Annotated in this window: 14 protein-coding genes; 10 read left to right on the forward strand and 4 right to left on the reverse strand. The window is 56.4% G+C overall.

Annotated features, from left to right (window positions below; all coding sequences use genetic code 11):
* Nucleotides 1-51: 51 nt before the first annotated feature.
* Nucleotides 52-546, forward strand: coding sequence for a DUF2721 domain-containing protein (locus P1U45_RS09855; protein WP_301058901.1), 495 nt, complete (start codon nt 52-54; stop codon nt 544-546).
* 2 nt (nt 547-548) lie between these two features.
* On the opposite strand, the gene P1U45_RS09860 is transcribed toward P1U45_RS09855, so the two are convergent.
* Complete coding sequence (locus P1U45_RS09860; protein ID WP_301058902.1) at nt 549-1,016, reverse strand: OmpA family protein; 468 nt, start codon at nt 1,014-1,016, stop codon at nt 549-551.
* Between the two features lie 264 nt (nt 1,017-1,280).
* On the opposite strand from P1U45_RS09860, the gene P1U45_RS09865 reads away from it, so the two are divergent.
* The 3 genes from P1U45_RS09865 (at nt 1,281) to P1U45_RS09875 (ending at nt 2,502) form a co-directional block, all read left to right on the forward strand.
* On the forward strand, nt 1,281-1,703 hold the full coding sequence (locus tag P1U45_RS09865) for a hypothetical protein (RefSeq protein ID WP_301058903.1): 423 nt from the start codon (nt 1,281-1,283) through the stop codon (nt 1,701-1,703).
* Between the two features lie 92 nt (nt 1,704-1,795).
* The gene (locus P1U45_RS09870; RefSeq protein WP_293609538.1) at nt 1,796-2,056 is read left to right on the forward strand and encodes an acyl-CoA thioesterase domain-containing protein; all 261 of its coding nucleotides are present in this window, start codon (nt 1,796-1,798) and stop codon (nt 2,054-2,056) included.
* Nucleotides 2,057-2,172: 116 nt separating this feature from the next.
* Entirely contained in the window at nt 2,173-2,502 is a 330-nt protein-coding gene (locus P1U45_RS09875; RefSeq protein WP_022694821.1) for a hypothetical protein, read from the forward strand.
* 60 nt (nt 2,503-2,562) lie between these two features.
* Here the strand turns inward: P1U45_RS09875 and P1U45_RS09880 are convergent, their stop codons facing one another.
* Both P1U45_RS09880 and P1U45_RS09885 read right to left on the reverse strand, forming a co-directional pair.
* Nucleotides 2,563-4,254: a VWA domain-containing protein gene (locus P1U45_RS09880; RefSeq protein ID WP_301058904.1), complete on the reverse strand. Its 1,692-nt coding sequence runs from the start codon at nt 4,252-4,254 to the stop codon at nt 2,563-2,565.
* A 100-nt stretch (nt 4,255-4,354) separates the two neighbouring features.
* A complete protein-coding gene (locus tag P1U45_RS09885) occupies nt 4,355-6,349 on the reverse strand; it encodes a DUF885 family protein (protein WP_301058905.1) in 1,995 nt (664 codons plus the stop codon).
* Nucleotides 6,350-6,442: 93 nt separating this feature from the next.
* Between P1U45_RS09885 and P1U45_RS09890 the strand changes: the two genes are divergently transcribed.
* The 3 genes from P1U45_RS09890 to P1U45_RS09900 all read left to right on the forward strand — a co-directional run bounded on the left by P1U45_RS09890 (nt 6,443) and on the right by P1U45_RS09900 (nt 9,766).
* Complete coding sequence (locus P1U45_RS09890; RefSeq protein ID WP_301058906.1) at nt 6,443-7,231, forward strand: SapC family protein; 789 nt, start codon at nt 6,443-6,445, stop codon at nt 7,229-7,231.
* 196 nt (nt 7,232-7,427) lie between these two features.
* The gene (locus P1U45_RS09895; protein ID WP_301058907.1) at nt 7,428-9,581 is read left to right on the forward strand and encodes a thioredoxin family protein; all 2,154 of its coding nucleotides are present in this window, start codon (nt 7,428-7,430) and stop codon (nt 9,579-9,581) included.
* Nucleotides 9,582-9,613: 32 nt separating this feature from the next.
* The gene (locus P1U45_RS09900; RefSeq protein WP_155802637.1) at nt 9,614-9,766 is read left to right on the forward strand and encodes a hypothetical protein; all 153 of its coding nucleotides are present in this window, start codon (nt 9,614-9,616) and stop codon (nt 9,764-9,766) included.
* Here the strand turns inward: P1U45_RS09900 and P1U45_RS09905 are convergent.
* Nucleotides 9,735-10,232 (reverse strand): hypothetical protein, encoded by a 498-nt coding sequence (locus P1U45_RS09905; protein ID WP_301058908.1) that lies wholly within the window; start codon nt 10,230-10,232, stop codon nt 9,735-9,737. The genes P1U45_RS09900 and P1U45_RS09905 overlap by 32 nt on opposite strands.
* A 146-nt stretch (nt 10,233-10,378) precedes the next feature.
* On the opposite strand from P1U45_RS09905, the gene hisS reads away from it, so the two are divergent.
* The 3 genes from hisS to hisG are packed head-to-tail and all read left to right on the forward strand — an operon-like array spanning nt 10,379 to nt 13,904.
* Nucleotides 10,379-11,851, forward strand: coding sequence for a histidine--tRNA ligase (gene hisS / locus P1U45_RS09910; protein ID WP_366144992.1), 1,473 nt, complete (start codon nt 10,379-10,381; stop codon nt 11,849-11,851).
* A complete protein-coding gene (locus P1U45_RS09915) occupies nt 11,848-12,960 on the forward strand; it encodes an ATP phosphoribosyltransferase regulatory subunit (protein ID WP_301058910.1) in 1,113 nt (370 codons plus the stop codon). The genes hisS and P1U45_RS09915 overlap by 4 nt, the downstream gene beginning before the upstream one ends.
* Nucleotides 12,957-13,904, forward strand: coding sequence for an ATP phosphoribosyltransferase (hisG, locus tag P1U45_RS09920; RefSeq protein WP_301058911.1), 948 nt, complete (start codon nt 12,957-12,959; stop codon nt 13,902-13,904). Before P1U45_RS09915 ends, hisG begins: the two co-directional genes overlap by 4 nt.
* Nucleotides 13,905-14,353 lie beyond the last annotated feature (449 nt).

Here is a 14,353-nt window from a genome sequence, read left to right on the forward strand (position 1 = left end):
TAGGTTACCGCGCAGTGCCTGAGGGCCTGATCTTCAGTTTGGGTTTTGTCGATGAGTCTGCCGTTTCTTCCTAATATTCCTGTCAGTGATATTTCGGCTGCAATTCAGGTCGCGATTGGTCCGATCTTTCTTCTGGTCGGTACAGGCTCGCTGCTGAATGTCGTGACAGGGCGGCTGGGGCGCGTTGTTGACCGTGCGCGCGTATTGGAACGTCTCATTGAAGAAGGTGAGGAAGAAGTCTTGGAACGGCGTCATCTGATGGAGCTGAAGGCGCTTGACCGGCGTATGAAGTATGGCAACCGCGCTGTACTCATGTGTTCGCTCTCAGCAGTGCTGATCTGTATTCTGGTCGCGCTGGTCTTTGTGCTCGATTTTATCGGTGCGGCGGCCGGGATTATCATCGCCGTCCTGTTCATGATGGTGATGGCTGCCCTCGCAGCTGGGCTGATCAGCTTTCTTCTGGAAGTTCACACTGCGACGCGGTTTCTCCGGGTGCGCCATGAAGTGCTCGCGCGTCAGCACAAGACGGCGTCGAGCGACGCTTAGGCCTATTCCCGGAAATAGACGTCGACCCGTCGGTTCATCGGGTTGATCAGATTGTCTTCGGTGACCGCGTTGGTTTCACCCATGGCGACGATAGCAATGCGGTCCACGTCGAGATCAGCTGCCATGAGAGCGTCCAGCACATTGTCTGCGCGCTCCTGCGATACAGTCATATTCACCGTGTCGCTACCGAGTGCGTCTGATTGGGCGACAATTTCAATCGCTGAAAGGTCGCAGCTCTCTGCGGCCTCGACCGCAATAGCGATGGCATCCTGAGCGATTTCATCAAGATCGGTTTCGTTCGATGCAAAATAGATCGGAAAGTTTCGGTCAGCGCAAACAGGCGTGGTCGCCTCGGCTTCCATAACCGGTGCTTCTGGCGGTGGTGGCGGCAGGGATGTGGTCGTGCAGGCTGTGGCCATCATCATCAGGCCCGAAATCAGTGCGGCGCGCTGGACAGAAAGCGTATTCATTTCAAATTTCCCCCAAACTCCATCAGACCATGTGATGGAACGCGTTGTCTTGCAATCGGTTCCTGATCGATAAAATTTAAATAATGCCATTCACTATACAGTAATCAGTATTAACGGAAATTGGCCTGTTTTTTACCAAGGTAAATGCAAGCGGGTGTTTCATTAATTGGTTTTGTTAGTTTCTCCTGTGGACTACCGCATTTGCTTAACCATACGGAAATCCATAGCTGCGTTAATCAGGGTGTGCCTCACTATGGAGCCCTTATGATGAAAGCTATGATCAAACACGTCGCGTCAGCGACCGGTCTGTCCCCGAAGCGTGCTGAAAATGCCCTTGGTATTGTTCTCAATGCATCCGAACGACAAGGCTCTGTGTTCGTGGTCCAGCTATATAAGAAGCTTCCAGGCGCCAAAGCGCTGTCTGCGAAGGCGGGCAAAGCGACCGGCGCAGCCACAGGTGAACTTGCGCGCCTGATTGAACAGACGCCGGGTGGTCGCATGGCTGTCGCGACAGGTATGATCCGCAATCTGCAAAAGGCTGGCCTCGGCCATAACGAGATATCCGGCATCTTCCCGGCCGTTTCTACATACTGTGAAGAGGCTTTCGGCCTTAAAGGCTTTGGTCATCTTGGCGACTTGTTGGGAACGCGCGGCGCAGACGCAGCCACCGATACTGCCGTTGCCTGACCTGCAGGGCACGAATTGAGTTTCTGAAGGGCCACCCGAACGGGTGGCTCTTTTCGTTTGCGCAGATGTGTGACGCTGGATAAACCGGCGTTATGGCCGATAACGATATCCTCTCTTTTGAAATGATCATGACTGCGCTCCGTGAAGAGGCGGCAGACTGTTTTGCCGATCCTGTATTGGTGACGATTGATTTCAGTAAGATTGCCGATGTCGACCCGAAGGGCGGGGAGGCAAAAGTCCAGCGCGTGAAGGCCTCGCGGCGCGTCGCTTTCCTGAAGGCAGAACTCTATCAGGATGATGCTCTGATCTTCAGCGCGAAAGCAGTCTTCAAGGCTCGCGCCGGACTCGAATAAAGTAAACAAAAAGTAAACATAAAACTTTATTCCAATTTATTCTAAATTTGTTCCAAAACAATATTTACATGAGAACAAAAGAGGAATATCTATGACATATGGAACGGAGGGTGAACATGCCTGTTGTGAATTTCTGTGGTCAGTCTGGTCGGTCAGTGTCTTTCGAACGCGTCTCCCCGGACTCTGATTGGGCGGCGCGTGAAGGCATCGCCATGTTTGCTTCTCATACCGGTTTCGGATGGCGCATTATCCGTATCGTCGAGCTGGACGGTCGTCCTGACAATATCCAGCCGATCTGGGCCTATCGTGACGCACAGCGTTATGGCGCCCGCGCTGTCTTCTTTATGGAACATACCCGAATTCTGGATCGCAAAACGACTATCGCCGATCTTCGCGAAGGTCTTGATCCTGTCTGTGACACCCAACGCGCGAGCCGCGCTGCCTAAACTGAAAGGCCGGTCCGCTGCCCGTGGACCGGCCTTCTTTTTATTGATTTGGGGCGTGATTTATTCGCCGCGACCCGGTGTCTGCAATGCAGCCTGATCTGCCGCGACCTGCGCCGCTCTCACCAGTTGAACAAACTCGCTGCGATAGCCGAACTCATCGCGGCCGCGCGCATCAAGCGCCAGTTCAATGACGTCCTCATATCCAAAACCGTTTTGCATATACGGATCACCGCGCAAGAGCTGGCCGAAAGCGGCAACCGACGTAGCAAACCGCGTATAGAGCGGGGCGTCATCAATGTCGTCAAACACCAGGTCGTCTGTCACGGGCAGAGAAACCAGAATGGATTCATCTTCTTGTGGCGGCTTATAGCGTAGTTGAACAAAGGCCCATTCGTCGGACGTGCTCTCGCCCGCCGGTTCGTCATTCCCGTAACGACGCGGGTTCAGTAAGCCCGTCTCACCCGCCGGTGTGATTTCATAGATAGCCGTTACGGTGTGCCCTGCGCCGATTTCACCGGCATCTACGGAATCGTTGTTGAAGTCGGCTTCGTTGAGCATCCGCGTCTCATAACCGATGAGGCGATACTCGCTCACACGGTCAGGGTTAAACTCGACCTGAATTTTCACGTCTTCGGCAATGGTGAAGAGCGACCCGGACAAATCATCGCTGAGCAGTTTGCGCGCTTCATTCAGCGTGTCGATATACCCGGCGGTTCCGTTACCCGCCTGAGAAATAGACTGCATCATATGGTCGTTATAATTGCCGCGACCAAAGCCCATAACGGATAGATAAATCCCGCTGTCACGCTGACGGGCAACAAAGTCCTCAAGGCGTTCATTGCTGGTAATGCCGACATTGAAGTCGCCATCTGTCAGCATCATGACGCGGTTGACGGAGTCTTCATCAAAGTTCTGCTCGGCAAGAGAGTAGGCTAGGCGCAAGCCTTCACCGCCTGCGGTCGAGCCGCCAGCGCTAAGACGATCAAGCGCTGCCATGATCGCTGCTTTGTCATCGCCGGAGGTCGGCTCCAGCACCGTGCCCGCGGCGCCAGCATAGACCACGATGGAGATCGTATCCTGCTCGGTCATCTGGTCGATCAGCATGCCGAGCGCCTGTTTGGCGAGTGGCAGTTTGTCCGGCGCGTTCATGGAGCCGGAAACATCCACAAGCAAAGTCAGATTGATAGGCGGACGTTCATCCACCGGAATTTCATACCCCTGTAGGCCAACCTGCATGAGGTAATTATTATCTGCCCATGGCGACGGAACGAGTGTGACATTCGTAGAGAATGGTGGATCGGTGCTTTCGGGCACCGGGTAGGTGTAGTCGAAATAATTGATCAGCTCTTCAATACGCACGGAATCAACCGGCGGCATCGTCCCGTCATTCAGATAGCGGCGCATGACGGAGTATGATGCCGTATCCACGTCAACCGAGAAGGTGGACACTGGCTCGTCACTCACGCGCCGCACAGGGTTCGCGTCGAAATCCTCATATCGCTCGCGGTCTACGATATCTTGCTGAGGTAGCGCGATATTCCCGGCAACCGGTGACGGCGCGGCTCTCAGTGCTGGCGATACCATTGCCTGCATCGGAGGCGGCGGCGGCGGTGGTGGCGGAGGAGGAGGTGGTGGAGGCGGCGGCGATGGCGAAGGCGCCATAGCCTGATTGCCTGAGCCGGTAGATTCACATGCGGTTAGCGCAAGCATGCCGCAGGCGGCGAGTAGTGCAAGTTTAAGTGTGGGCTTCATCTTCCCCTCCCAAAAGCTGATCCACCATAACAGCTTGAGAGATATGTTCGAAATGGGGCCGAAACTTGCCGGACTGCGCGGCGTGTATGGAATTCCTGTGTCAGTTCACCTGCGTCGCAATCCAGCCGTCGACGTCGCGTTCGACCAGTGCAAGTGGGCGAGAACCCGTTGAAAGCAGCACGTCGTGGAAGTCCCGAATGTTTAGTCGGCCACCTAATACGCCACGGGCCCGTTCGCGCAGGCTGGTAAAAATGAGGTAGCCTTCCGTGGCGGCGCAGCCAAGGCCGGGTTCTGCTTTGAAGGTTTGAAGTCGTTCACGGGCATCGGCTTCGGAAATGCCAAGGCGTGCCGTCAGCAGATTTGCGGCTTCGTCCTCACTCAATGTGCCGGTCAGCAGCCCGATTTCCGCTTCCGCTTCGGTGAAGGTAACGAGGCGTTGGTACAGCATGGCGGCTTCCAATTGCGGCGCATCTTCAAAAGCAGACCGGCGCGCCAGCACATCCAGCGCATAGGCAGGCCAGCCCAGATCAAACGCAAGCGTGCGAAGTTCGCGCGACAGCAAAGGCAGGTCCTCGCGGCGCTCTTCTTTCATCTCGCGGAAAGCATGGCCCGGATAATAGGTTTGAAGAACCTCAATCACTGACAGGGCCATTGGATTGGCCTCAAGATAGGCGGTCGACACCCGAAGCGGCACAGTGTCGAAAATCTCGAAGCTGGAAGGCGCGTCAAACAGCTGTTCCGGGACAGGTGGGGCAGGGCCTCGCGGAGGTGTTTCGGGCGGTAGAACAGGCGTTAGCTCGTATTCTGGCAGGCGTTGAACCGAGTAGGCGGCCAGATAACTGGACAAATGCTGCAGCGCTCGCTCGAAATTCACAAAGCTCTCAGGCGGCGCGTCTTCGGTCGGCTCTGGCGTTGGTGGAGCAACGGGCTGGCCTTCTGCATCAGTCGCAGGTGTGGCCGGCGGCGGAACGAGCGGTGCACGTTCTTGCCAGACCATCATGGCGCTGAGCGGATTGTCGGGAATGGCTACATTATCGAGAAGCACATTGCCTTCCTCGTCGAGCGGGGCGTGGTCGTTCCAGTGATCCACGAGAAGCTGATCGAAGGCAGCTTCGGTCTCTTCTGCGAGGCGTTGCGCGTTGAACAGGCAGTCTTCTGCATTCGCGACGCCCGAGGTCACTTGCTGAAGTAACGCGTCATAATAATCGGTGGTCGCGCCGGCCGTGGCATCATGCGCCGCCGTTTGCGGTAGGGTCTCAATCGTTGCCAACAGCGCGGTCATTTCTGGCAGCAATAACCGCTCGACGCCTTCTGCGAGCTGGATCGTCCAGTCCGAACGCGGAAACTCTTCACTCTCCAGAGCTTCCCATTGCGCGCGCCAGGCTTGAAACGCTGTCTCGGATGCAAAAGGCGAACGTGTGATCTGCTCGGTTACGTCACTCAGAATGTCTTCCGGGGGTACAACGCCTGACACGGCATCCATGGCGAGTCGGCGATGAGCGCTACGAATATCGTTTGAGATCTCAGGGAGAAGACCCAGCAGCATCGGAACATCAGCCGTCTCATAGTCCAGTTGAAGCACGCCCATAATGTCCAGCGCAGCAAGATGCGGCCCGCTTAGCTGGTCGATCGGGTAGGGGCGGGAATAGATGAGGCCGGTCTGGCCATGACTGAACCGGCTCACCTCGCCAGCACGAACATAGGCGCCATGGATTTCCCAGAAGGCGTTGAAGTCTGGAGCATCTGCTTCCGGAGCTTGCAGATCGGACAGCTCCTCCATCGCGATAATCCGGCGCACGCGTGCATTCTCAAATGCCGCTGGCCCCGGCACGCCCGTATCTCGCAACCAGACGCGCGGGTTGCGCGTGGGGATGCCATAAAGGTCGAGTGGAATCGGTTGCGGTAATTGTGCTTCCAGCTGTTCGAGCTGGATATAGAGGTTCTGGCGCTGAACCGCAGCGGCTTCCGGTGACAGGGCTCCGTTTTCGGGCTGACAGGCGGCTAGCGCCAAAAGCGCGACTGACCCCGCCGACAGCCGTAATGGCGCGAATTTTTCCCGGCTTGGGCGCAGTTTGGAAAAAAAGTTAGCCTGCATGGGTGAGTCATCGCCTGTCGGTGTGTGCAGAAGGTTGTCGCAGAAATTGTTTTCCTTTAAGAGGCCTGCTGCACTGTGTTTTGGGAGACTATTATGGAATCGAATCCAGCCGGACAAGGCCCTGCGCTGTCTGGGAACGTCATGTTCTACAAAAAGCCGGAGCCACTGTCTCCGGAAGCTCACGGTTCGCTCGGCGTTAAGCGTATAGATCAGCCGCTCGGCTTCCTGCGTTCCGCGCACGCTGTACCGGTAACTGTAAGCGAATTCGGAATGGCTGCGGCATCTTTCCCGGTCATCTTCGTCGGTAACGACAAAACGCCTGTAGCTGTTATGGGCATCCGCGAAGGTCAGAACCTTTTTGTTGGCGCTGACGGCAACTCTGATCAGGATTTCTACCTGCCAGCATTCGTTCGTCGCTATCCGTTCGTGTTCGCATCAGACAATCAAAGCGACCGTCTGCTGCTCTGCGTTGACCGCGAAGGTCCGATGGTTACAGACCAGCCGGAAGTTCCTTTCTTCGAAAACGGCCAGCCGACAAAATTCACAAACGACGCCATTGAGTTCTGTAAAGAATTCGAACGTCAGCGCCGTGCGACTATGGAATTCGTCAAGCTGGTCGACAGCTATGGCCTGTTCGAGCAGAAGTCAGTGAACTTCACGCCGCGCGACCAGAACGGCCAAGAAGGCCCTCAGCAGAAAATCGCTGATTACTGGGCGGTTTCCGAAGAGAAGCTGAACCAGCTTCCAGCGGACAAGTTCCAGGAACTGCGCGACAATGGTGCTATCGGCGCGATTTACGCTCACATCCTTTCTCTGCTCAACTGGCAGCGCGTCATCCAGCGCGCTCTGCGCACACCGCCTCCGGGCCAGGCGCTGAGCTAAACTGCTTCGGGGGAAGCAGGAACCACTTCGTCGGGCGCGCAGAGGCAACTCTGCGCGCTTCGTCGTTCTAGGGATGAGTTCAACAGATGGGGCATTGTGCCTCACAAACGCGCGAGAGCCCTTTCGTGCTAACTTTTCCCTTTATATTCCATGCTAGACGACAAGACTGTCATTGATCGAGACACAGGTAGTACGCATGCGCATGAACTCTTTTTCCGCTTTTTGGGCAGGTCTGATTGCTCTTATCAGCCTTTCCTTTGCCGGATTTTCTGCGTCGGCATTGCCGCACGATTCAGGCCATGCGCGCGTCGAACTGATCTCTGACCATGTGAGTGTCGTGCCGGGCCAGACGGTACGCGCAGCGCTAGTGCTCGAACTCGATGACCACTGGCATGTCTACTGGAAGAATGCAGGCGACTCCGGGCTGCCAACCGAAATCATCTGGGATGATACGTCTGGTGTGACCGCAGGCGAGTTTAACTGGCCTGCGCCATTCCCGCAGCCGCTCGATATCCTGATGAATTACGGATACGAAGACGAGCTGATCCTACCGTTCGATCTGGTTATTCCTGAAGACGCTGTCGGCAGCGTGACAATGTCGGGCCTTGCGACATTCCTTATCTGCGCCGACATTTGTATTCCTGAAGACGCGCCGATCCGTCTCGACCTCTGGATCTCCGATACACCTGAACTCAACACAGACCGCGCAGAAGTCTTCCAGCGTGTGGATGCCCAGCTCCCAATGGCATTTGAGGGCGATGCAGCGATTGATCGTAGCTCCGACCCATGGAAGCTCTCAATCGAGAGCGATATAGTGCGCGCTGCGTTTGAAGCAGACATTGCGAATGTGCGTTTCTTCCCGACAGATCATCAGATCCTCCACCCGCCGGAACAGCCGGTCAGCATTGGTCCAAACGGCATCACGCTGGAGCTGCAAAGCTCGGGCCGCAGCCGTGTACCGGACAATATTGAAGGCGTTCTGGTTGTTGAGGATATCGATGCGAACCGTATCGCATTCGACCTGACCGCGCCGGTTGGTGACGTGATCGCAGGCACAAGCGGAACAGCGCTTGCTGGTGGCGCATCATCTCCTTCCTCCTCTGCTCCACCGCTCTCTTTCAGTGGCCTGCTGGCTATTCTGGGCGGTGCTCTGCTGGGTGGCATCATTCTGAACCTGATGCCGTGTGTGCTTCCGGTCCTGTTCATTAAAGCGCGCAGCATTCTGTCTCTGGCGGGCTCTAACGAGATGGGCGAAGTGCGTGCGCATGGCCTGTTCTATACAGCCGGCGTCATCACGTGTTTCCTCGGCTTTGGTGTGATCCTCGTCGCGCTCCGTTCAGCGGGCGAAAGCGCGGGCCTTGGCTTCCAGCTTCAGTATCCGATCGTGATCGCAGGCCTGTCGCTCCTCATGTTCATTCTTGGCCTCAACATGCTGGGCTGGTTCAGCTTTGGTAGCTCGCTCATGGGTGTGGGTAGCAATTTGGCCGAGCGCGGCGGACATCAAGGCGCATTCTTTACCGGACTTCTGGCGGCATTCGTTGGCGCGCCATGCATTGGCCCGTTCCTCGGCGCGGCAGTTGGCGCGGCCGTAAACCAGCCGCTGCACATTGTGCTTCTGGTCTTCTTTACGCTTGGCCTTGGTATGGCGCTTCCATTCCTGCTTGTGAGCCTCGTGCCGGGTATTGCGAAATACCTGCCGAAGCCTGGTGGTTGGATGGAACGACTGAAGCAATTCTTCGCATTCCCGCTCTTCCTGACGGCAATCTGGCTGCTCTGGGTTCTTGCAAACCAGTCCGGCGCTGACGCGGTTGCGCTGGTCGGTCTCGTTGCGGTTGGTCTGACATTCGCGATATGGCTGCTGAAAACGTCGCCGGAAAAAGGCACAGGCCGTAAGGTCAGCCTTGGCGTTGCGCTTGTGGTCACGCTCGTATCGTTGATCATTCCGGCGCAAATGCTGATGGGACCAGTCGGTAATTACGCGCAGGCAGGCAGTGCAGGCGGCGCCCATGCGGGCTATGACGGCGAATGGTCACCTCAGACGGTCGCAGATTTACGTGCAGAAGGTCAGGGTGTGTTCGTAGACTTTACCGCGAGCTGGTGCGTGACCTGTCAGGTGAACAAGCGCACGACGCTTTTCGGTGACCGCGTCCAGAATGCTCTGGATGACCAGAATGTGTCCTTGCTGATCGCTGATTGGACATCCCGCGATGATCAGATCGCAGAAGAACTCGCGCGCCATGGACGCGCAGGCGTACCGCTTTATCTCTACTACGCACCGGGCGCGGATGAGCCGGCTGTTTTGCCGCAAATCCTTAGCCCGTCAATTGTGATAGATACAATCAGTCAGTAATTCCCTGACCGATGTTGCAGACGGATAGAGTTGTGTTGAAGTTACTTCAACAGAGAAAAGGTTTGATTGCAGGCATGGTGCTCGCCATCGCGCTGACAGCGGGTGCGTTCATTTTCTCAACGGATCAGGGCGATCCGCACGGGGCTCTGACGGTCAGCGCAGATCTGGTGCACGAAGCGAACTGATATCTCCGCCACCACACTGGCCGTTAATGTCAGAGTGGAGGCTCATCTCGATCACTTCGCCAGCCTCTAATACGATTGCAGCGGCTTCACCTACAGATACAGCATCTTCCAGCATCTTAGAGAGCCGCTCTTCAGCCTGCATCCGCGACGCGTCAGAACTGTCTCCGCTAAAGGCCGAGAGCTGGAGGTCTGTTTCTTCCGCCATGCCTCTGAAAATACAGCCAAGGTCTTCTGGCAGCGGGGCATCCTCTGACCCGGATGTGGAAAGACGCGTTGCCGTTCGGCCAAAGCGTTGCAGACGAAAGCGCAGGTCATCCGGAAGCGTATGTGTGTCCATCGCTTCAATCCGCGTGTGCAGCTCTGCGGCCTCCTCAGACCAGCTTCTGGCCAGGGCTGGTGATGCGCTGGCTGATCCAGCAAACAGAAGGGCGCCCAATGCGAGCATAAATGACGGGGTCGTTTTCATGGCGCGAGTGTCCCGCGCGCCGGTTAACAGACCTGAAAGGCAGGTGTATTTGGGCGTGTGCGACACGTAAAAATATGCGACAGGCAACACATGAGGTTGGCAAGGCGCTCACAAGGCTCTATCCCGACCAAAAATTCCGGCGATATATCATGGCAAAAAATAAGAAACCCAATCCGAAATCTCTCGCTCGCAAACCTCGCGGTTTCCCGGACAAACGGGAAGACGTGCTGAAAGCTGAGCTGGATATGATCCATCGGGTTTCATCTGTTTATCGTCTCTGGGGCTTTGAAGGCATTGAAACCGGCGCATTCGAATATGCGGACGCGCTGGGTAAATTCCTGCCTGATCAGGACCGCCCGAATGCGGGTGTCTTCGCCATTCAGGATGACGACGAACAGTGGATGTCACTGCGCTACGATCTGACAGCGCCGCTCGCGCGATTTGCAGCCGAGCACTGGGATACGCTGCCTAAGCCGTTCCGTCGCTATGCGTATGGTCCGGTGTGGCGCAATGAGAAGCCTGGCCCTGGCCGCTTCCGTGAGTTCATGCAGTGCGATGCTGACACCGTTGGCGCGAAAGGTCCTGCGGCAGACGCCGAGATGATCGCAATGATGGCCGAAGCCCTCAAAGCGGCTGGAGCTCAGCGTTTTAATGTTCGTGTGAACACGCGTGATCTGATGTCCGGCCTTCTGGACTCCATTGATGCGCGCGATGAAGAAACGCGCCTCACCATATTGCGTGCGCTCGATAAGCTCGACCGCCTTGGTCTTTCCGGTGTGGCTGATCTTCTCGGTGAAGGCCGTGAAGATGAGTCCGGCGACTACACTAAAGGCGCTGGCCTTGATGCAGAGCGCGTGAAGCGAGTTCTGGCATTTGCTGAGTCCGGCAAATCCTCACGCGGTGAAACGCTTGAGGCTCTGGCAGCAGTCGTTTCCGGCAATGAAGCCTATGACCGCGGGATCGCAGAATTGCGCGAGATCGACGGTCTTCTCTCAGCGATGGGTGCGCCGGATGGCGTGGTGGTGTTTGACCCGACAATCGTGCGCGGCCTTGAATACTATACTGGTCCGGTCTTTGAGGGTGAGCTGCTAGACGAAATTCTCGACGAGAAAGGCCGTGCGGTTCGTATCGGTTCTGTCGGCGGCGGTGGTCGCTATGACGGTCTGGTGTCCCGTTTCCGAAATGAAGAAATTCCGGCAACGGGCTTTTCTCTGGGCATTTCCCGCCTTGCCGCAGCTATGTCACTGACAGGTGAGCTGAATGCGCTCTCCGGTCCCGTGGTCGTGCTGGTGCTTGATCGCGAGCATGTCGCTGACAGCCATGTGCTGGCGCATCAGCTGCGTGCAGCTGGTATTCGCTCTGAAGTCTATATGGGCAGCTCCGGCATGCGCCCGCAGATGAAATATGCAGACCGTCGCGGCGCGCCTGCTGTTGTCATCGTTGGCGAAGACGAGCGCCAGAAGGGCACCGTTACGATCAAAGATCTGATCGTGGGTGCCCAAAAGGCCAAGGCGATCAAAGACAATACAGAATGGCGTGAATCCCGTCCGGGGCAGGTTGAAGTCTCGCGTGACGAAATGGTCGCGACCATTAAAGGTATGCTGGAGGCAGACAATTGACCTCATTTCAGTTTGAAGCGATTGGCGGAGACTGGATTGATCCGCCTCTGCTGATCCCTGCGGCTTTGCCGCTGGAGCTTTCGGGTGAGAGCATCCGTTCCCGCCTGATCACCAGCTCTGATACGCCGGGCGAGGAACTGGCGCTGCGTCCGGACCTCACACTGCCTGTCGCCAACCACTATCTGGCGGAAGCGGGCGGTGAGCCGGTGTCTTATCGCTATTTCGGCCGTGCGTTCCGTCAGGCGCGCACAGAAGGCGAGCCGGTTGAATTCAATCAGACAGGCTTTGAGAATTTCGGACACACCGACCGCCTCGAGCGCGATGTGGCAACGCTGACGACAATCTGTTCAGAGATTGCAAGCGCAGGCATTCGCAATGCGCAGCTCAATCTCGGCGATGTGTCTATCTTCCACGCTGTCGTAGACGCGCTTGAACTCTCTGATCACTGGGATGCACGCATCCGCCGCGCGAACAAGCGCCGTGAGGGCGTAGAGGCGGTTCTGGCGAGCGCTGAAGGTCAGACTGTGAAAGCCTCTTCTGCGCTGGCCCAGACGCTTGCCAAACTGCCTGCGGACGATGCACGTGACCTGCTCGATGAAGTTATGTCGATTTCAGGAACGGAAGTCGTCGGCGGCCGTACGAAAGAAGAAATTCTGGAACGCCTTCAGGCCCGCGCTGAAGCGGCGAATGCCGGCGCGATGCCGGATAAGGCGCGCGCTGTGCTTGGCGCGCTCAAAGGTGTCTCCGGTACGCCTGACGTCTTCCTTGAAAAGCTTCGCGCCCTCGCGAGCGAATATGCGCTGAACCTGTCATCCGTTCTTGAATACACTGAGAAACTCTTCTCGGCGCTTTCAGACCGGGACATGCCGTTCTGGGCGAATGCTCATGTCTCCGTACAGTTCGGGCGTCGTTTCGATTATTATGATGGTCTCGTATTCGAGCTGTATCACGCCGGTTTAACCCGCGAGAAGCCGCTGGCGCTCGGCGGCCGATATGACGGCCTCGTGTCCTGGCTCAGCAAAGGCGCGAAAGACGTGCCCGCTGTTGGCGGCGTTGTGCGTCCTGATCGTGTAGAAGCAGCACTTAACCTCGAAGGAGGTGCAGCATGACACAGCTTATGTTGGCGATTCCGTCCAAAGGGCGCCTTAAGGAACAGACTGAAGCCTTCTTTGCAGACTGTGGCCTGAAGCTGAAACAGGTTGGCGGCGAGCGGGGCTATTCCGCCGTGCTCGAAGGCGCGCCTGGTATCCAGATCATGCTGCTTTCGGCGTCAGAGATCGCCAAGGGGCTTCTGGACGGTACGCTCCACCTCGGTGTGACAGGTGAAGACCTGCTGCGTGAGCACGCTGACAATTTTGATTCGCAGGTTCACCTGCTTCGTGCGCTCGGCTTTGGTTATGCGGATATGGTCGTTGCCGTGCCGCAGAGCTGGGTGGACGTCGATACGATCGAAGATCTGGAAGATGTGGGCCACGCATTCCGCGCGCGCCACGGACGCCGCATGCGTGTTGCAACCAAGTATCTGCGTAGTAGCCGCCGTTTCTTCGCTGAACGTGGACTGACACAGTATCGCCTGATCGATTCTGCTGGTGCTACAGAGGCAGCGCCGGCATCCGGCACTGCAGAGCTTATCGTCGACATCACAACGACGGGCGCGACGCTGAAGGCGAACAATCTGAAAATCCTCAGTGATGGTGTCATGCTGAAGTCGCAGGCGCAGTTATCGGCGTCTTTGAATGCTGACTGGAATGAGGACGCGCTGGCGGCGATCAAGAATCTGCTGGATATTTTTGAGGCACGCCGAGTCGCACGGGACGTCTCTGTCCTGACTGGCGGGACGTCTCTCCGGTCTGCAGCCACATCAATTAGTGATGAGGTCACTCTACTTGGTGATTCTGTAGTGCTGCCGCGTGAAAAGGCAAAATCTGTCGCTAATGCGCTGTCTAGTGCAGGCTTTGGACCGGTATCGGTTATGAATCCGGAGTTTCTGTTTCTTGAGGATAACCTTGTGTACGGAGAATTTTCCCGCGCGATTACCCGAAATGCTCAGTAATTTATCACTGAGCGATTAGTTTGTTACCAAAGATGGATTTTTTTTGTTGACACTTTGGTGAAGCTCGGGCCTTATCTTCTTGCAGTTCGGGAGGAAACGTCCTGCTTTATAAAGAACAAACGGCGTAGCTAACAGCTGCGCCGTTTATAATTTCAGCCTACTTCATCAAAATCAAAGTAATTACGCGCGCTCTAGTCTTGTTTATCTTGCATAGCATTCAACAAGTGTTGAAAATTTGCGCGGGTTTATTGATCTGAATTTGCGGCTCGCCTGTCCGGCGAATTCTGCCGCACCTCACGCCCTCTGCCGTCCGACACCGTGTATCTCCCTCAAACGCAAAGAGCAGGTCCGAAGACCTGCTCTCGTGCCCTGGGGAGGCAAACGTGAAAGGGACAATGAAGGGCCGCCAGCAGCTCGGGGGTAGGGGGCAGTGATGAATTGCCAGCGAC

It is taken from the genome of Ponticaulis sp. (assembly GCF_029210165.1).
Taxonomy (GTDB): Bacteria; Pseudomonadota; Alphaproteobacteria; order Caulobacterales; family Hyphomonadaceae; genus Ponticaulis.

Excerpts from the sequence above, each read along its gene's own strand:
- P1U45_RS09855 (WP_301058901.1), top strand. The coding sequence starts at position 52 with ATGAGTCTGCCGTTTCTTCCTAATATTCCTGTCAGTGATATTTCGGCT.
- P1U45_RS09905 (WP_301058908.1), bottom strand. The coding sequence starts at position 10,232 with ATGAAAACGACCCCGTCATTTATGCTCGCATTGGGCGCCCTTCTGTTT.
- P1U45_RS09870 (WP_293609538.1), top strand. The coding sequence starts at position 1,796 with ATGGCCGATAACGATATCCTCTCTTTTGAAATGATCATGACTGCGCTC.
- P1U45_RS09865 (WP_301058903.1), top strand. The coding sequence starts at position 1,281 with ATGATGAAAGCTATGATCAAACACGTCGCGTCAGCGACCGGTCTGTCC.
- P1U45_RS09890 (WP_301058906.1), top strand. The coding sequence starts at position 6,443 with ATGGAATCGAATCCAGCCGGACAAGGCCCTGCGCTGTCTGGGAACGTC.
- P1U45_RS09895 (WP_301058907.1), top strand. The coding sequence starts at position 7,428 with ATGCGCATGAACTCTTTTTCCGCTTTTTGGGCAGGTCTGATTGCTCTT.
- hisG (WP_301058911.1), top strand. The coding sequence starts at position 12,957 with ATGACACAGCTTATGTTGGCGATTCCGTCCAAAGGGCGCCTTAAGGAA.
- P1U45_RS09875 (WP_022694821.1), top strand. The coding sequence starts at position 2,173 with ATGCCTGTTGTGAATTTCTGTGGTCAGTCTGGTCGGTCAGTGTCTTTC.
- P1U45_RS09860 (WP_301058902.1), bottom strand. The coding sequence starts at position 1,016 with ATGAATACGCTTTCTGTCCAGCGCGCCGCACTGATTTCGGGCCTGATG.
- P1U45_RS09885 (WP_301058905.1), bottom strand. The coding sequence starts at position 6,349 with ATGCAGGCTAACTTTTTTTCCAAACTGCGCCCAAGCCGGGAAAAATTC.
- P1U45_RS09880 (WP_301058904.1), bottom strand. The coding sequence starts at position 4,254 with ATGAAGCCCACACTTAAACTTGCACTACTCGCCGCCTGCGGCATGCTT.